The following is an 18,557-nucleotide window of genomic DNA, read 5'->3' as shown; positions in this document are numbered from 1 at the left end:
TTAGATTACTTTAGCTTCGTTGTGTAGTAGATTAACCAGTTCGTCAAGGTTATCCGGGCTAATAAGTTTCACAGCCGATTTTGGTGCCGGTTTTTCAAACTTCACAGCCTGAGTAGCATTGTTAGCAGCTACAGGTTCAAGTACTGTAAGTGTTTTTTGTCTTGCCTGCATAATACCTCTCATGTTTGGTATTTTAAGGTCTTTTTCTTCTACAAGCCCTTTTTGTCCGCCTACTACAAGAGGAAGTTTAGCGCTAAGAGTTTCTTTACCGCCATCTATCTCTCTTACAGCTTTAGCATCGGTTCCGTTTACATCTAAACCAATGCATGAGTTAATAAAATCGTAACCTAAGTTTGCTGCAAGCATACCCGGTACCATTCCTCCGTTATAATCAAGAGATTCCTTACCTGCAATTACTAAATCGTAATTTCCGCTTTTCACAACTTCAGCAAGTTGTTTTGCAACAAAAAATCCGTCGGTTGGGTTAGCGTTTACACGAATAGCTTCGTCAGCACCAATAGCAAGGGCTTTTCTAAGAGTAGCCTCTGCGTCAGGTCCGCCAACATTCACAACAGTAACGTTTGCTCCCTGTTGCTCTTTAAACCAAACTGCTCTGGTTAAACCAAATTCGTCGTTAGGATTTATAACAAACTGTACCCCGTTAGTATCAAATTCTGAGTCTCCGTTGGTAAAGTTGATTTTGGAAGTAGTATCAGGCACGTGGCTGATGCAAACTAATATTTTCATTTTTATAAAGTTATAAAGATTATTTTCCGGTTACGAAGTTAATAATTTTATTTAAATAAAAAACTATGCACGCATAATAAATATACTTTTTTTAATAAAACACTGTTAAAATTTAATATACTATGAAAAACGCATACGTTTTAGCCTGATAATTGCGGAATTTTAATTGCTTAAAACAGAAGAAAAACAGGGGGATTTATTTGGTGTTTTTTGAGACAGAAATAAATATAAAATCTTTATTTTTGCCAATCATAAAATTAAGAAATACAATATTACATGAGAACTATACAGTTTAGAGAGGCCGTTTGCGAAGCAATGAGCGAAGAGATGCGTCGCGACGAGTCAGTGTATTTAATGGGTGAAGAAGTTGCCGAATATAACGGTGCTTATAAAGCATCTAAAGGTATGCTTGACGAGTTTGGCCCTAAAAGGGTAATCGATACTCCTATTGCCGAGCTTGGTTTTGCCGGTATTGCAGTAGGTTCTGCCATGAACGGTAACCGCCCTATTGTGGAATTCATGACATTTAACTTCTCGTTAGTGGGTATTGATCAAATTATAAATAATGCTGCTAAAATGAGACAGATGTCTGCAGGGCAGTTTACAATGCCAATTGTTTTTCGTGGTCCTACAGCATCTGCAGGTCAGCTTGCTGCGACTCACTCACAGGCTTTTGAGAACTGGTTTGCTAATACTCCGGGTCTTAAAGTTGTAGTTCCTTCAAACCCATATGATGCAAAAGGTCTTTTAAAATCGGCTATTCGTGATAACGATCCTGTAATCTTCATGGAGTCAGAGCAAATGTATGGTGATAAAGCAGAGGTGCCTGAAGGGGAGTACACTATTCCGCTGGGTGTTGCCGATATTAAGCGTGAAGGTAAAGATGTTACTATTGTTTCTTTTGGTAAAATCATCAAAGAGGCTTTCATTGCTGCAGATGAATTAGAGAAAGAAGGTATAAGCTGTGAGATTATCGATCTTAGAACAGTACGTCCAATGGATTATGATGCGATTTTAAACTCTGTTAAAAAAACAAACAGACTTGTAGTTCTTGAAGAGGCTTGGCCGTTTGCGAGTGTAGCTTCTGAGATTACATATATGGTTCAGGAAAGAGCGTTTGATTATCTTGATGCGCCTGTTCAAAGAATTACAACTGCCGATACTCCGGCACCATACTCTCCTGTACTGCTTAAAGAGTGGTTACCAAACTCTGAAGATGTTGTAAAAGCAGTTAAGAAAGTTATGTATAAGTAAGAATTCAGCCAAAATCTGATTATATTTGAAACTTCATCATACTATATGATGAAGTTTTTTGTTTATAGCATATATGAAAAAGAAAATACTTTTTTTACTGGTAGCGTTTATTGCGTTTACAGCCTGTTTATCAGCACAAACTAAAGTTAGCGGAATAGTGCTGGATGAGGCGAATGAGCCTATACCGTATGCTAATGTTTACTTTAAGGGAACGGCCGAAGGTGTAATAACTAACGAGGACGGGAAATTTTATCTGGAGTCTCAAAATACTTACAAGGAAATACAAATCTCTTTTGTAGGATACGAATCAAAAGATATACAGCTTCAAAAACAAAGTACCTATGACCTTAAAGTGGTTTTGGGTGAAGGGCAAATGCTAAATGAGGTTGTGCTTTATTCGGGTAAAACTTCAAAAAAGAATAACCCTGCCATAGATATACTTCGTAAAATTTGGGAACGAAGAAGGAAAAACGGACTTAAAATGTTTGACCAGTACCAGTTTGATAAGTATGAAAAGGTGGAGTTTGATATGAATAATATAGATAGTGCCTTTACAAAGAGAAAGCTTTTTAAAGGTATGGAGTTTATATTTGATCATGTAGATACCTCTAGTGTTACCGGTAAAACGTATCTGCCAATATTTATTAATGAGAATATTGGTAAAGTGTATGGAGATAATACTACAAACAGTCGCAAAGAAATAACCGAGGCTAATAAAAACTCGGGCTTTAGTGATAATCAGCAAATAATAGCTTTTATAAAAGACCTATATGCTGATTATGATATTTATGATAATTATCTTAAGTTTTTTGATAAGGACTTTGTGAGCCCTTTATCGCGTACAGGTATTAATGTGTATAATTATGTATTGCACGACAGTTCGTATGTAGATAATAAATGGTGTTATAATATAGTATTCTATCCAAGGCGTAAAAACGAACTTACCTTTAAAGGTAATTTTTGGGTAAACGATACCACTTTTGCGATAAAGAAAATTGTAATGTCGGCCAGTAAAAGTGCTAACATTAACTGGGTAAAAGATATTTATATTGAGCAGGAGTTTGAGGTAATGAACGACTCTGTTTTCCTGTTAACGCGAGATCATATGATGTCTGATTTTGCACTTAGAAAGAAAGAAGGTTCTAAAGGAGTTTACGGTAAAAGAACCACGCTTTTCCAGAACTACGAATTTGATATTAAAAAACCATCTGATTTTTATCATAAGGAAGTTAATGAGTATGACGAGACTGTAAATAATAAATCAGATGATTACTGGGCGGAAAACCGTTTTGAGTCGCTCAATAAAGATGAGAAGGCTATATATAAAATGCTGGATACCCTCAAAACGGTACCTAGGTTTAAACAAATGTACAATCTTGTCGCAACGCTGGGGTCCGGTTATTATCAGATAAATCATTTTGATTACGGGCCTATTTTTTCCACCTTCGGTTATAATGATGTTGAAGGAATAAGGTTAAGAGCCGGAGGGCGTACCTACTTTGGTCAAAATGATCCCTGGAGGGTAGAAGGTTATACGGCTTATGGCTTTAAGGATAATAAGTTTAAGTATGGAATCTCCGGTAAATGGATGGTGAACAAAAAGAAAAGGATTATCCTGTCTGGAGGTAACCGAAGAGATATAGAACAAACCGGTGTGAGCCTTACCGCTACTAATGATGTGTTGGGGCGTAGCTTTGCTTCATCTTCTCTTTTTGCCAGTGGGGATAACAGTAAGCTTACTAATATAAGACTAACTACTTTTTCGGCAGAAATAGAGCCGGTTAAGAATTTGTTGTTCAGAACAAGTTTCTCTTATAGAACATTAAAGTCGGCTTCGCCTCAAACCTTTAATATGGATTATTATATAGATCCAAACGATCCGTCGCAGGGAGTGAGGAGTAGGGTGAATCAGTATGAGTATAGTTTACATGCAGATTATACTCCCGGAAGGAGAACAATAGGTTATGGTGTGGAGCGTAGTGATGTAGATTTAAACTATGCCCGCCTGTACTTAAACTTCACACAGGGAGTGAAGTTGTTTGATAGTGATTTTGAATATCAAAAAATACAATTTTACTATAGGCAGCCTGTGCTTATAGGTGGTTTCGGTAGATTGTTTACCACACTGGAGGCTGGTAAAATATTTGGAGCTGTTCCGTTAGGGTTAATGGGTATTGTGCCGGGTAACCAGTCGTACTTTATTATAGAGAATACTTATAACTTAATGAACTACTACGAGTTTGCTGCCGATGAGTATGTTTCATTGCATTTGGAGCATAACTTTAACGGTAGGCTTTTTGCCAGGGTCCCGCTTTTAAGAAAGCTTAACCTAAGGGAGATAGTTGGTATTAAAGGAGTGTATGGTACGGTTTCTCAAAGAAATATCGATTTAAATGCTTCAAGTATAACCTATCGTGCTCCTGAAGACGTGTATTGGGAATATCATGCAGGTGTAGGGAATATATTTAAAGTGTTCCGTATCGATTTTGCATGGAGGGGTAGTTATCTTGATTTACCGGATATTAACAAGTTTGCTGTTAAGGGAACTTTTGGTTTTCATTTTTAATATTCTTCGTTGGTATAAAAAAAATTGTATTTTAGTGTCGAATACCTAATTGTCCATTAATTTTTATTATATGAAAAGCATAGTTATATGCATTTTTACTTTGTTTGCCTTAGTGTCTTTGGGGTGTAAACAACAGAAAAAAGAAGAGCAAAGTAAGCCTGAAGAAGTTATTGAAAAAGTAACTCCTGTAGAATCGCAGCAAAATGTAGCTTCTGCCGAAAGATATTTTACAGATACCCCTGTTGCTGTAATTAAAAATGGAGATATTGAATATACGGATTATGATGCTTTTTTTGAGAAATGGAAGTTATTTACCGGTAAAGAAGGAGATATAGCAACCATAGAAATTAAGGAAACTGATGTTCAGGATGGAGATGGTAATTTTTATATGGTGCTGGCATCCAGCGCAGATAAAAAAACAAAATTTGGAACTTTACTTACCGTGCGGGACTCTAAGCTGTATTATTATGCTGCGCAGGATATGGTGATAATGATAATGTGTAAGGGGTGTGTGGATGATTGTGATGTTGTTGTGGCTTATAATGGAGGGGTAGCAAGTCTTTCATGTTCAGAGGGATGTTCTGATTGTATTAAGCGTGAAGGTGTTTTTAGGCTTAAGAGGAGTAAGTAATAGTTTTTTTAACATTTAGTTAGGAGTTTTGATAAGCGAAAAAGATTAATTTCGTTTGAAATAGTGTCATTTAAATAATTAAACCTTGCCTTATTATGAAAAAAAATACTTTATTAGGTCTTTTGTTTTTATTTGTTTCTTTAGCTTTTGTATCCTGTAGTGATGACAAATCTAATGTTGAGATGAATAATGGAGATACAGCTTTGAGCCTTAAAAGCAGGTCTGAAATATGGAGTAGACCCATTGCTGAAATGCAAAATGGTGAGGTCGTTCTAATAGTACCTGAAAGTGATTTGTTACGGGCTTTCAATGAGTATTTTAAAGAGAATGGTCATGTAGAGCAGGTTCAGTCTGTTTCTGTCGTAAAAAAAGTAGCAACTAACGATTCGAGTATAGAACGTTTTTTTCTTATAGGTTCAACAGCTGATAACCTTTCAGCTAATGTTATATTAAGGTCAGAGCCATCTTCACCTCAATTTTCTGTAGATGATTCGTTTCAATTTGTTGCTTTTTGTGAAGGTTGTCCAAGCGGATGTCATATTAAGTTCTTGAAACATGAAGGTCAGCTTATACCTTACTGTGATGAAGGACCTTGTACTATTTGGTGGTGTGAGCAATTTGAAGAAGGTAATCCTTTAAATCAATAATTTAAAATACTGAAAGTAGTTTTTATTAATAGTTAATACGTATAGTAGTTTAAAGTCTTCTTTTTAAGAAGACTTTTTTATTTCATACACTTTTGATTTTTGTTCAAGGTGTAAAATAATATGGTTTTCCCTATTAAATTTATGTAAATACACTACTAACCAGTGTTTTTAATAGGGGTGTTGCTTTGTAAACAGCATTTTTTGCATTAATTTTGCAGCCGCAAAACTGTAAATGAAATAAATACAACAAAATAAAATGAGCGCAGCAAAATCAAATTCGTTCGATGTACTTATCGAGATACCAAAAGGAAGCAGAAATAAATATGAGTATGACTTTGAACTAAAGAAAATACGTTATGACAGGATGTTATTCTCATCTATGATGTATCCTGCAGATTACGGTTTCATTCCTGAAACTCTTGCTCTTGACGGCGATCCTCTTGATGTACTAGTACTTGTTACAGAACCTACTTTCCCTGGTTGTGTTATGGAAGTTAAGCCAATTGGTGTGTTCCACATGGCAGATGAGAAAGGTCCGGATGAGAAAATTGTTTGTGTTCCTATGTCAGATCCAATCTGGAATAAATTAGAAGACCTAAGCGATATGAATCCGCACCTTCTAAAAGAGATTGAGCACTTCTTTAAAGTATACAAAGATCTTGAAAACAAGAAAGTTGATGTTGAAGGGTGGGGAGATGTTAAGGAAGCTCGTGAAATTATAGAGAAATGTGTTGATCGTTTTGAGTCTTTACAAGATAAGCCTGCTGAATTATTTAGCATCAGATAATAATATTTCCTAAAAAAATGTGAAAAAAGCAATATTCTATGCGGAATATTGCTTTTTTATTTGTTATGGTTTTGTTACATTTACTAATGTATTAACAAACCAAACAATTTTTTTATGGAATCAATAATGATTTACGTGCCTATAATAATGGCCGTTGTAGGGTTGCTGTTTATGGCAGTCAAAAGATCATGGGTCCTTAAGCAAGATGCCGGTGACGGGAAAATGAAAGAAATCTCAGATCACATCTATGAAGGAGCTCTAGCTTTCCTGAAAGCAGAATATAAACTACTAGCATTTTTTGTTATAGCCGCCAGTATAGCCCTGGCGGTTATTTCTTATATAGTCCCCACTACAGATATACTTATTGTGGTAGCTTTTATTTTTGGGGCCTTCTTTTCTGCTCTCGCAGGAAATATGGGGATGAAAATAGCTACCAAATCTAATGTAAGAACTACACAGGCTGCAAGATCAAACCTGCCACAGGCGCTTAAGGTTTCGTTTGGCGGTGGTACGGTTATGGGGCTTGGTGTTGCCGGGCTGGCTGTATTAGGGTTAACAGGTTTCTTTATCTTCTTCTTTCATTACTTTATGAATGGCGTTTGGGCACCGGGAGATTTAGGTGGTGACCCAAAAACAGCTCAGGAATTAATGACTATAGTGCTGGAAACCCTTGCAGGTTTTTCGCTTGGAGCAGAATCTATCGCACTTTTTGCCCGTGTGGGTGGTGGTATTTATACTAAAGCTGCCGATGTAGGAGCCGACTTAGTAGGTAAGGTTGAAGCGGGTATACCGGAAGATGATCCGCGTAATCCTGCTACTATTGCTGATAATGTAGGGGATAATGTAGGGGATGTTGCCGGTATGGGTGCCGATTTGTTCGGGTCGTATGTAGCAACAGTTTTGGCAGCAATGGTTTTAGGTAATTATGTTTTAAGAGATATAATAGCTGCTAACCCAGATGTTAGTCTTGCTTTTGGAGGTATTGGTCCTATATTATTACCTATGGCTATAGCAGGCTTCGGAATCCTGTTTTCTATTATAGGTACTTTATTGGTTAAAATAAAAAGCAACGATGCTAAAGAGGCAGAAGTTCAGGGAGCGCTTAATGTGGGTAACTGGGTTTCTATTGCTCTTGTGGCTGTTTCATGTTATTTTCTGGTGACTTACTTATTGCCCGAAACTATGATGATGAATTTTTATGGAGAAGATGCAAAGGAAATTTCTTCACTACGGGTATTCTACTCAACGCTGGTGGGGCTTTTTGTAGGTGGTGTTATATCATCGGTTACTGAATATTATACAGGACTTGGTAAAAAACCGGTTTTGGCTATTGTCCAAAAATCAAGCACAGGAGCAGGAACCAATATCATAGCCGGATTGGCAACAGGTATGGTTTCTACCTTCCCAACAGTACTGCTTTTTGCAGGTGCGATTTGGGGTGCTTATGCTTTTGCAGGTTTTTATGGTGTAGCACTGGCGGCATCGGCAATGATGGCAACTACTGCTATGCAGTTGGCTATTGATGCTTTTGGTCCTATTGCAGATAATGCAGGAGGTATAGCCGAAATGAGTGAACTGCCTAAAGAAGTAAGAGGGCGTACAGATATTTTGGACTCAGTAGGTAATACTACTGCAGCAACCGGTAAAGGTTTTGCTATTGCATCAGCCGCTTTAACATCGTTAGGGCTTTTTGCAGCCTATGTAACTTTTACGGGTATAGATGGTATTAATATATTCAGGGCGCCGGTACTGGCCATGCTTTTTGTGGGTGGTATGATTCCTGTTGTGTTTTCGGCATTAGCTATGAATTCGGTAGGTAAGGCAGCAATGGATATGGTTTATGAGGTTAGGAGGCAGTTTAAAGAGATTGCAGGCATAATGGAAGGCACGGGTAAGCCAGAGTATGGTAAGTGTGTAGAAATCTCTACAAAGGCTGCTTTACGTGAAATGATGCTGCCGGGATTGCTAACTATTGGTTTTCCTATTGCTATTGTACTTATAGGAATGCTTGTTTATCCTGATAATCATCAGTTGGTGGCTGAAATGTTAGGTGGTTATATGGCTGGTGTAACCGTATCAGGTGTGCTTTGGGCAGTATTCCAGAATAATGCCGGAGGAGCCTGGGATAATGCCAAGAAATCATTTGAGGCCGGGGTTATGATTAACGGGGAAATGACCTATAAAGGGTCTGATGCTCACAAGGCTGCCGTAACAGGAGATACTGTGGGTGATCCTTTTAAAGATACATCGGGTCCGTCAATGAACATCCTTATTAAATTAACCTGTCTTATCGGTCTTGTTGTGGCTCCTATTTTGGGAGGCCATGATGCTCACAGTATGAATGTGCAGTCGGCCACCGTAATAGAACAGCCTATAAGCACTGTGGTTGAAAAACGTACAGAAATGACAGTTGAAAAAGTAAGGGGTGAAGATGGTAAGGTTACTGCTAATGTGGTAATATCTACCTATACTACTAACGAAGATATAAAAATGGAGGAGAAATCCTTTGAAGGTACAGAAGAAGAAGTGGATGCAAAGATTAACGAATTACGGGAAAATAATAAGTAAATTAATCCACTTTAAAGAAAATGCCCCTACAATTGCAGGGGCATTTTTTATTTTTAGAAAAGTCCGTTTAGTTCGGCATTAATTCGGTTTATTATGTCTCCCAAATCTTCAGGGCTGTCAACAAAGTCATTCTTATCTACATCTATAATAAGTAGTTTACCTTTGTCGTAGTTTTGAATCCAAGCCTCATAGCGCTCGTTTAGTCTGCTAAGGTAATCTATGGATATAGAGTTTTCGTAGTCACGTCCACGCTTATGTATTTGCTTTACAAGGTTAGGGATAGAGCTTCTTAGATAAATAAGCAAATCAGGAGCGCCCACAAAAGTTTCCATAAGCTCAAAAAGGGAAGTGTAGTTGTTAAAATCCCTGTTACTCATTAAGCCCATAGCATGAAGGTTAGGTGCAAAAATATACGAATCTTCATATATAGTCCTGTCCTGAATTATCTTCTTTCCGCTTTCCTTAAACTGTAATACCTGTCTTAGTCGGGTATTTAAAAAGTAGATTTGCAGGTTGAATGACCAGCGTTCCATCTGATGATAAAAATCATCCAGATAGGGGTTGTCTACCACATCCTCAAAATGTGGTTCCCATTTAAAATGTTTGGCCAGTAGTTCTGTTAGGGTAGTTTTTCCGGCCCCTATATTTCCGGCTACTGCTATATGCATTATTCGGTACTTGTTATTTTATATTGAATGATGTCGTTGTCTGTAAAAATAGATAAAATTTGCTCTTTGTAATAAAAACTCTTAAAGCTTTTTTCCTTTACCTCAATTAGTTTGTGGCTTTGGGTTTCCATGTTGTAAAGGTACATATTATTGTCTTTTTTGAATAGTACTTTTTGTGGTGCTATAAACTGCAGTTGGTCAAAGCCCTCTGTTATTCCCAGTGTACTTACCTTGCCAAACAGGTTTACCCTATAGCATGTGTTGGTATTATTTACCCAGTAAAAATAATTATAGTCAGACTGGTAGTACTGCATACCGCCGCTCAATTGTGGTGTAATTGTTTTATAACTATTCTGGGCTATATCATACAATCCTATTTGTCGTGTGTTAATATCATAAACCCATAAACGGTTTTGTGAAGCTAAACTAACAGCTTCGGCTATTATAGCCTGCGGAGTGTCTGAAAAGTTTATTCTCGCTGTTTCGGTAAGCTGACTGTCCAATAATACAACTGTATTGAAGTTCTTGTAGAATAAAACTACCTGTAATGGGTTTTGCAGGTCTACCTGATAGATGTCGCCCAGTGAAAGGCTATTGTATTTAAGAACCTTATTGTCCTTTTGTTTTTTAAACTCATTGTCGCTTATGGTGTACTCGTAACCAAAGGCATCGGTTCCTACATATCTTTCAGGTGCTGCCTTGCTGTTAGAAAGAAATTTAACAGGGATGGTAAGCTCCTGTGCTGAGGTACAGTTACAAACAAATAGCAGGAGTATAATAATGGTATTTTTCATACTTAGCCAAAGTACAAAAAATTAGAATGAGAGAAAACTTAATATTTTTTAAAAAAGCTATGTAACGAATCGGCTTTTAGACAGTCTAACAAATAAATGCAAAAACCAATCGATATGAAAAAATTCACTTTTTATGTTATAACATTACTTTTTTCTGTATTCCTATCTCATGCTCAGAATTTTCAGGGAGAGGCCGTGTATGAGTCTAAAACCAGTATGGAAGATGCTACAAAGCAACTTGATGGAAACAAGAACATTACGCCGGAAATGAGAAAAATGATTGAGGAAAGAATGCGCCCAATGTTTGAAAAAACCTTTATACTGCATTTTGATAAAACGGCTTCTGTTTATGAGGAAGAGCAAAAACTTGATGCACCGGGACAGGGAGGAGGAATGTTTAAAATGATGTCATCTATGATGGGCGGTGGCGGAAAACACTACAAAAATATAAAGGACAAGAGAGTACTTGTAGAGAAAGATATTTTTGGAAAAGAGTTTTTAGTAGACGATTCGCTTCCGGCAATTAAATGGAAAATGGTAAACGAAACCAAAAAAATAGGCAACTACACCTGTTTTAAGGCTACTGCTATTATGCCTGTAGATAAAACTAACCTTATGAACATGCGTCCTAAAAAAGGAGCAGAAGAGAAAATCAAAAAATTACAGGAAGAGGGTAGGGAAGAGGAGTTGAGAAAAACCAACTTTATGGATATGGTGGAAATGCCGGAAACAGTTGAGATAACTGCATGGTATACTCCTGAAATACCTATTAGCCAGGGGCCGGGTAATTACTGGGGACTTCCGGGACTTATACTGGAAGTAAGCGATGGTAAAACAATGATACTTTGTTCTAAAATAGTACTTAACCCTAAAGATAAAGCTGAGATTAAAGAGCTTAAAAAAGGGGAGAAAGTAACTCAGGAAGAATTTGCCGAAATCCTGATGAAAAAAATACAGGAAATGCAGGAAATGCGTGGTGGTCCAAGAGGTGGCGGTCATCGTGGTATGGGCAGACCATAATCCTGATTGAAAAAAATAATAAGCCTAAGTATAATATGGAGGGGAGCCCTATTAATCATTACTCAGGTTAAACAGAATAAATTACACTAGCCAATCAATGAGAAATTTTTTATTTACTGTTGTGCTATTGGTTTCGGCCTTTGTACAGGCACAAAGCATTCACGTGCAGGGTACGATTAAAGATTCTACCGGGACAGGTTTGGAAATGGCCAACATAATGGCGGTTAACAAAACCACTAACGAAATGGAATCGTATGCTATTACCAATGAGAAAGGTAAATACCAGCTTACCCTGAAAACCAATACCAGCTATATTTTAAAATCAAGTTATATAGGATATACACCAAAGGAAGAGATAATAACAACAACTACCGATGATATGGTAAAAGACCTTGTGCTTCAGCAGGGGGTTGAGCTGGCAGGGCTTGAAATTACTTACGAGATGCCGGTAACCATAAAAGGAGATACAATTGTGTATAACTCTGATTCTTTTACAAATGGTAGTGAACGTAAACTGGAAGATGTACTAAAAAAGCTTCCGGGGGTTGAGGTGAATGACGACGGAGAAGTAACTGTAGAGGGTAAAACCGTGTCCAAGCTTATGGTGGAAGGGAAAGATTTTTTTGACGGAGATACTAAGCTTGGAGTTAAAAATATTCCTGCCGATGCTCTGGATAAGATTGAGGTACTTCGTAACTATAATGAGGTGAGCCAGCTAAAAGGGCTTGAAAACAATCAGGATAATGTGGCAATGAACATCAAGCTGAAAGATGGTAAAAAGAATTTTTGGTTTGGTGATGTTACTGCCGGAGCCAGTATAGGTGAGGGTGAGCGTTACCTTGTGAACCCTAAGCTGTTTTACTATAGTCCTAAATACAGTATTAATGTAATAGGTAACATTAATAATAATGGAGAACTACCGCTTACTATTCAGGATTATATGAAGTTCTCGGGTGGCTTTCGTAACATGATGCGTAAAGGTGGTACAAGTTTTAATATTGGTTCTAACGATTTAGGTATATCCCTGCTAAGAAATAACAGGGCTAAGGAGATTGAAACCAAATTTGGAGCAGCTAACTTTAGTTATAATCCAACGCAGTCTTTAACCATTAGCGGTTTTGGTATTTACAATTCAAGCCGTACGGAAACCGAGACACAAACCCGTAACCAGATATTAAATCCTGAAACAGGAGAAACACAAACCACACAGGAAACAGATGAAAGGTCACTGCAAAAAAGTGATTTTGCCCTGTTTAAGTTAAGCGGAAGCTATATTCCAAATAAAAGCCTTCATGTTGATTACGATGCTTTCGTAAAAGCTTCAAGCCAACAGGAAGACAATGGTTTGTTCTCATCGGTTTTTCCGGAAACAGAACAGGATCAGGAAATCTATTCGGTTAAAAAGCAAAAGCCTTTTTCATTCAATCAAAACTTTAACCTGTACTATACTTTAGACGATAAGAATGTATTTGCCTTTGAGGCACAGCACCTGTATCAGGATGAAGATCCGTTTTATAATGCCAACTTGGGTAATAATCCGTTCCCTGATTCGGGCACAGGAGATACATCGCTTAACTTAGGGTTGTCGCCTGCTACCCGTTATGATATTTCGCAGGAGCGTTTTGTGATTACCAATAAGCTTGATGTTAAGGCTGACTATTATTATATGGTTACGCCAAGAAGTAACATCAATCTGACGCTGGGCGATACTTATTCATACCAGAGTTTCAATTCGGATATTTTCCAAATACTGGACGATGGTTCGCAGGATAATCTTGATGATAACAGTAAGAACGATGTGAACTATAGTTTTAATGATGTGTTCCTTGGCTTACATTATAAATTTATAACCGGTAAGTTTACTTTTAATCCGGGTGTTAGTCTGCATAGTTATAATGTATATAATGAACAGAAGGATGTGAAAGTCAATAACGATTTTTACAGAGTGTTGCCGGATGTGTATGCGCTTTACCAGATTAAAAAATCAGAAAGCCTTACCTATACTTACAACATGACTACCCAGTTTACCGATGTGACCAACTTTGCACAAGGGCTTATATTCACGAACTACAACTCGCTTTTCAGAGGTAATCCATATCTTGAAAATGCTCTTTATCAAAGTCATAACTTGCGTTACTTTAAGTTTGATATGTTCAACTTTACACAGGTGTTTGGTTCTGTTACATATAATCACCGTATGGATGCCATTAAAAGCCTTGCGGGTTATAACGGGGCTAACAGTATAAGTACTATGGAGAACTCTAATTTTGCCGATGAATCCTTAAGCGGTATGATAGGTTATAACAGGAGTTTTTGGCGTTACTACAAAGCCTCTGTAGGAGCTAATCTAAACTGGAATAAATACAACAACTTCAGGTTCGATCCGCAAAGCGGGGTGCAGGGAGTGCCATCACTGGAAAACTCAATAAGGCAGACAAACGAGCAGTTTACACAAAGTTATTCGGTTAGTTTCTCTACCAACTATAAAACGATGCCTAACTTAGAGCTTGGTTACAGTATAAGTATAAATGACTATGCTAATAACAAGTTTTATAACCATAGGCCATTTGCTAAGCTGGATTATTACTTCTGGGATTCGTTTACCGTTACTGCTGATTATCAGTTTAACCATTACTATAATGATGCAAGGACATCAGATAATAAATACGATTTTCTTGATGCTTATGTTATGTACAGGAAACCGGGAAGCAAATGGGAGTTTAAAGTGGGTGGAACTAACCTGCTTAATACCACTTCGCTTAATGATGACAGCTTTAACCAGTTCAGGACAAGCGTATCTCGCTATAGGGTACAGCCACGATATTTAATGCTTACTATAAAGTATGGTTTATAAAAAATATTATTTGAAAACATTTTTAATTCTTTTTTTATGTCTTTCTTCAGGGTTGTCTTCTCTTCAGGCCCAGATTATTCATGGTGTTGTTAGGGATAGTGTAACTAAAGAGCCAGTACCGTTTGCAAATGTTACGCTGCTAAAAAAAGACCGTGGAGTATCTTGTGATGTTGAAGGTAGATTTGAGTTTGACCTTAATGATGAGAATGATGATTTGCTGATAAGTTCTGTAGGTTATGAAAATAAAGTAATTAGACCTCAAAGTTATAAAGGAGAACTGCATATTGCTTTGGTTCAAAAAGCTTTAGTGCTTAATGAGGTGGTAATTGATTACAAAAAGAAAAAATATTCCGGTACTAAACATTTGGGTTTAAGCAGGAAATACAAGGTGCAGAAATCGATCCCTTTTGGAACTGAATTTTGCTCCTATATTGAAAATACAGAGTACAAAGAAGGTAAAGTGAAGGCTGTATATCTGGATTTAAAAAAGGAAAAAGAGTTTGATTACCAAGCAAGTTATAATATAAGGTTTTACGAATATGACAAACTGGAAAAGAAGCCTGGAAAAGAATTGTACGGTCAAAACCTTATAGTGTTCCCTGATAATAAAACCTATGAGCTAAAAATAGATGTTGATAGTCTCAATATTATTTTTCCCCGAAATGGCATTTGTGTAGGTGTAGAAGTAATAAATACACGGTATGAAGGGAAACTTAAAAGTATGGCTGTAGTTGCCCCGCGTATACTTTTTACTCATACTGAGAGAAAAATTATAACATGGAATCGATACCGTAACAAGGAATGGCGGATTGGTACAACAAAATCTCAGGTAAGAAAGGATTTTGTAAATGCTATGATAAACATAGATGTAGTGATAGAAAAATAAAAAAGGCAGCCAATTGGCTGCCTTTTTTTTATTTGTAACAATAGGGGTATTAAAGCCCGAATGCTTCTTTTACTTTTTCTACATAGTCTAATTTTTCCCATGTAAACAATTCTACTTCCACGGTTTTTTGTTCCCCGTTTGGAGAGGTGAAGGTTTTTGTTACGGTTTCCGGCTTGCGGCCCATGTGTCCGTATGCAGCTGTTTCGCTGTATATAGGGTTTCTTAGTTTAAGGCGTTGCTCAATAAAGTAAGGTCTCATATCAAAAATCTCCTCTACTTTCTTAGCGATTTCACCATCCTTAAGGTCAACTTTTTTAGTACCGTAAGTGTTTATGTAAATACCCATTGGTTTAGCAACCCCAATAGCATAAGATACCTGTACTAAAATCTCATCGGCAACACCTGCAGCAACAAGGTTTTTAGCAATGTGGCGTGTAGCATATGCTGCACTACGGTCTACTTTACTTGGGTCTTTACCCGAGAAAGCACCACCACCGTGAGCACCTTTGCCACCATAAGTATCTACAATAATTTTCCTTCCTGTAAGTCCGGCATCACCGTGAGGTCCGCCAATAACAAATTTACCGGTAGGGTTAATGTGATACTCAATCTCATCGTCAAACAGGTAAGCATACTGTGGGTTCTTTTCCAGTATTCTTGGTATAAGTATATCCAGTATATCTTGCTTAATTTTAGCAAGCATAGTTGGCTCATCAGCAAAATCATCATGCTGAGTTGAGATAACTATGGTCTTTATTTTTACAGGTTTGTTATCATCATCATACTCAAGCGTTACCTGAGACTTAGCATCAGGTCGCAGATAATTGATCTCTTTGTCCTCACGGCGCAAAGCAGCAAGCTCCTGTAATAATTTGTGCGATAGGTTAAGTGCCAGTGGCATATAATCTTCGGTTTCGTTTGTAGCATAACCAAACATCATACCCTGGTCACCGGCTCCCTGCTCTTCTTTAGTAAGCCTGTCTACCCCCTGGTTAATATCCTGAGACTGCTCGTGTATGGCAGATAATACACCACATGAGTTAGCCTCAAACATATATTCGCTTTTTGTGTAGCCTATTTTCTTAATTACATCGCGTGCAATTTGCTGCACGTCAAGGTAAGTTTTTGATTTTACTTCACCTGCAAGTACTACCTGTCCTGTTGTAACAAGAGTTTCACAGGCTACTTTTGAGTCGGCGTCAAAAGCTAGGAAGTTATCAATCAGCGCATCCGAAATCTGGTCAGCAATTTTATCAGGGTGCCCTTCGCTCACTGATTCTGACGTAAATAAATATGCCATAAAATGTTTACTAATTTATGTAGTGAAAAAACAGTGCTGAATGCGGCAAGTGCTAAAGGGAAGTGGTCCTGCTTTAGCATTTTTTATTGAGGTTGCAATCAGTACAAATCTTTCCTCTAATTTTTTCTCCTGCAAAGGTATAAAACCTATTTGGAATAAAAAAAACTGCTCAGGATTTTAATATTTTTAAAAGAATTTTTTAACGCTGTTTATTTAAATACGTAGTATTTAAGTTTCTGCTTATGTATTTTTAAAATGTTAATTTTTACTTTTTGTGTTGTTTATGTCGGGAATTGTTCGGATGTTTGTTGTTCAAAATCAGAGAAATGAAATTTATTATTTGCAATATGTCATACTTTACGTGGAAAATTTCCGCAGGGGTGACTGTTGACTAATTTTAAATTAAAATTATATAAAACAAAAAGCCCCTGCCAACAGCAGGGGCTTTTTTATTTTAATTATTTGGCAATAACCGTTATAGGGACATGAAAGTTTTTAATTCGTTTACATCATTTATCACAACCATTTGTAAGTTCATCTGTATTTCGTATACCTGGATGTGGAAGCACTATGTACATTGCCAAAAGCGAACGACTTAATATTTAGTTTTATAATTCAAGTGTAAGGTCCTTTTGGTAAACTCCAGAAGGACCTTTTTTTATTTCAATCATTCTCATTTAAAAAAATAGCAATATTATGAACACAACATCTATTAACGTACTGGGGTACACAGGTAACAATAAGCAATTTGTAGTTAAAACACTTAATACCGATTTAAGGATAAGCGAAAATGAAAAGTTTCCGGAACTACAGGGGTCAAATCCTTACGAATACATTTTAGCAGGATTTGCAGGTTGTATTAATTCACTGGGGCAACTGGTGGCCGGAGAGCAGGGTATAGCGCTTAACTCATTACAGGTAGAAATTACAGGGAACTTCAATGCAGCAAAATATGAAGGAAAGAACACGAAAGAAAGAGCCGGTTTCAGTAAACTGGAAGTTACTCTTAAGCCGTCAACAAAAGCTTCTTTAACAGCTTTACAGCGATGGGTAAAAGAGATACAGGCGCGCAGCCCTGTATATGATAATCTGGTCAATGCCACACCCGTCGACCTCATACTCTACAAAGAATACCATTACTGATTAGGTAAAGGTTTGATATAAATATTTTAAGTTGTTTTTGTTTGTTTGTGAAGAACTGGTCTTTCCCCCTGCGCCATAACAGGGGGGAGTCCATTCTTAAAAAGAAAAAAGTAAAAAAAATGAATAATAGGATAAACATAGTGCTCTTCGGTATAGGAAACGTGGGGAGCGCGCTCATAAATAAAATTTTAAAAGAAAGAAAAGGCCTTGCGCTGGATAATAAAATAGACCTGAGGTTCCCGGTAATCACTAACTCATCGGTAGCCTTTTTTGAAAAGGAGGGAGTGAACTTTTCATGGGAAGCCAACTTTATACAGTTTGGCATTCCGTTTAAAATGGAAGATGTATTGCAATACCTGCATGCTAATAATATTAGCAACCTGATTACGGTTGATGCTTCGGGGGACGACAGTCTTCCGTTAGATTATACAAAACTGCTTAAAAGTGGGTTTAATGTAGTGTCGGTAAATAAAAATGCAACAGGGTTACCTGCATCATTTAAAGATGAGGTCAAACTGGCAGCATCGGTACACGGGTTAGAAGCCCTCTTTTTAGGTGGTCCTAAAGACAGCAGAGGGGAAATAGTACAAAAGCTATTTGAAGCTTTGGTAGAGATTGCCGAAAAACAAAAGAAACTGGCGGCTTAATAAAATAGGGACTAATAATTCATTATCATGTGTGTTTAAAGGGCA

At 37.3% G+C, this 18,557-nt stretch carries 15 protein-coding genes; 11 read left to right on the top strand and 4 right to left on the bottom strand.

All coding sequences use genetic code 11. The features are described from left to right. On the bottom strand, nt 1-747 hold the full coding sequence (locus V3Z67_RS06500; RefSeq protein ID WP_157481619.1) for an electron transfer flavoprotein subunit beta/FixA family protein: 747 nt from the start codon (nt 745-747) through the stop codon (nt 1-3). A gap of 276 nt (nt 748-1,023) precedes the next feature. On the opposite strand from V3Z67_RS06500, the gene V3Z67_RS06495 reads away from it, so the two are divergent. The 6 genes from V3Z67_RS06495 (at nt 1,024) to V3Z67_RS06470 (ending at nt 9,200) form a co-directional block, all read left to right on the top strand. Beyond that, nucleotides 1,024-2,001: a pyruvate dehydrogenase complex E1 component subunit beta gene (locus tag V3Z67_RS06495; protein WP_330442541.1), complete on the top strand. Its 978-nt coding sequence runs from the start codon at nt 1,024-1,026 to the stop codon at nt 1,999-2,001. 73 nt (nt 2,002-2,074) lie between these two features. After that, on the top strand, nt 2,075-4,567 hold the full coding sequence (locus tag V3Z67_RS06490; RefSeq protein WP_330442540.1) for a DUF5686 and carboxypeptidase-like regulatory domain-containing protein: 2,493 nt from the start codon (nt 2,075-2,077) through the stop codon (nt 4,565-4,567). Between the two features lie 70 nt (nt 4,568-4,637). Further along, nucleotides 4,638-5,198 (top strand): hypothetical protein, encoded by a 561-nt coding sequence (locus V3Z67_RS06485; RefSeq protein WP_330442539.1) that lies wholly within the window; start codon nt 4,638-4,640, stop codon nt 5,196-5,198. A gap of 95 nt (nt 5,199-5,293) precedes the next feature. Beyond that, nucleotides 5,294-5,845 carry a hypothetical protein gene (locus V3Z67_RS06480; protein ID WP_330442538.1) on the top strand — a complete coding sequence of 184 codons (552 nt, stop codon included), beginning with the start codon at nt 5,294-5,296 and terminating at the stop codon, nt 5,843-5,845. 256 nt (nt 5,846-6,101) lie between these two features. Next, complete coding sequence (locus V3Z67_RS06475) at nt 6,102-6,632, top strand: inorganic diphosphatase (protein WP_035133920.1); 531 nt, start codon at nt 6,102-6,104, stop codon at nt 6,630-6,632. A 114-nt stretch (nt 6,633-6,746) separates the two neighbouring features. Continuing rightward, the gene (locus V3Z67_RS06470; protein ID WP_330442537.1) at nt 6,747-9,200 is read left to right on the top strand and encodes a sodium-translocating pyrophosphatase; all 2,454 of its coding nucleotides are present in this window, start codon (nt 6,747-6,749) and stop codon (nt 9,198-9,200) included. A gap of 53 nt (nt 9,201-9,253) precedes the next feature. On the opposite strand, the gene V3Z67_RS06465 is transcribed toward V3Z67_RS06470, so the two are convergent. Both V3Z67_RS06465 and V3Z67_RS06460 read right to left on the bottom strand, forming a co-directional pair. Further along, complete coding sequence (locus tag V3Z67_RS06465; protein WP_330442536.1) at nt 9,254-9,868, bottom strand: deoxynucleoside kinase; 615 nt, start codon at nt 9,866-9,868, stop codon at nt 9,254-9,256. Next, on the bottom strand, nt 9,868-10,662 hold the full coding sequence (locus V3Z67_RS06460) for a hypothetical protein (protein ID WP_330442535.1): 795 nt from the start codon (nt 10,660-10,662) through the stop codon (nt 9,868-9,870). Before V3Z67_RS06460 ends, V3Z67_RS06465 begins: the two co-directional genes overlap by 1 nt. A gap of 114 nt (nt 10,663-10,776) precedes the next feature. Here V3Z67_RS06460 and V3Z67_RS06455 point away from each other — a divergent pair, with 114 nt between their 5' ends. From V3Z67_RS06455 to V3Z67_RS06445, 3 genes are all read left to right on the top strand, one after another. After that, entirely contained in the window at nt 10,777-11,682 is a 906-nt protein-coding gene (locus tag V3Z67_RS06455) for a GLPGLI family protein (protein ID WP_330442534.1), read from the top strand. A gap of 97 nt (nt 11,683-11,779) precedes the next feature. After that, the gene (locus V3Z67_RS06450; protein ID WP_330442533.1) at nt 11,780-14,536 is read left to right on the top strand and encodes a carboxypeptidase regulatory-like domain-containing protein; all 2,757 of its coding nucleotides are present in this window, start codon (nt 11,780-11,782) and stop codon (nt 14,534-14,536) included. Between the two features lie 10 nt (nt 14,537-14,546). Continuing rightward, a complete protein-coding gene (locus tag V3Z67_RS06445) occupies nt 14,547-15,422 on the top strand; it encodes a carboxypeptidase-like regulatory domain-containing protein (RefSeq protein WP_330442532.1) in 876 nt (291 codons plus the stop codon). Nucleotides 15,423-15,471: 49 nt separating this feature from the next. Here V3Z67_RS06445 and metK read toward each other — a convergent pair whose 3' ends face one another. Then, nucleotides 15,472-16,722, bottom strand: a complete 1,251-nt coding sequence (metK, locus tag V3Z67_RS06440) for a methionine adenosyltransferase (protein WP_330442531.1) — start codon at nt 16,720-16,722, stop codon at nt 15,472-15,474. Nucleotides 16,723-17,418: 696 nt separating this feature from the next. Between metK and V3Z67_RS06435 the strand changes: the two genes are divergently transcribed. Both V3Z67_RS06435 and V3Z67_RS06430 read left to right on the top strand, forming a co-directional pair. Beyond that, nucleotides 17,419-17,865 carry an OsmC family protein gene (locus V3Z67_RS06435; RefSeq protein WP_330442530.1) on the top strand — a complete coding sequence of 149 codons (447 nt, stop codon included), beginning with the start codon at nt 17,419-17,421 and terminating at the stop codon, nt 17,863-17,865. A gap of 119 nt (nt 17,866-17,984) precedes the next feature. After that, the gene (locus V3Z67_RS06430; RefSeq protein WP_330442529.1) at nt 17,985-18,512 is read left to right on the top strand and encodes a hypothetical protein; all 528 of its coding nucleotides are present in this window, start codon (nt 17,985-17,987) and stop codon (nt 18,510-18,512) included. The last annotated feature ends 45 nt before the right edge of the window (nt 18,513-18,557 follow it).

Source organism: Flavobacterium sp. C4GT6 (assembly GCF_036347315.1).
Classification (GTDB): Bacteria; Bacteroidota; Bacteroidia; order Flavobacteriales; family Flavobacteriaceae; genus Flavobacterium.
The sequence above is the reverse complement of the archived record's forward strand: the minus strand, read 5'-3'. Positions and strand labels throughout refer to the sequence as shown.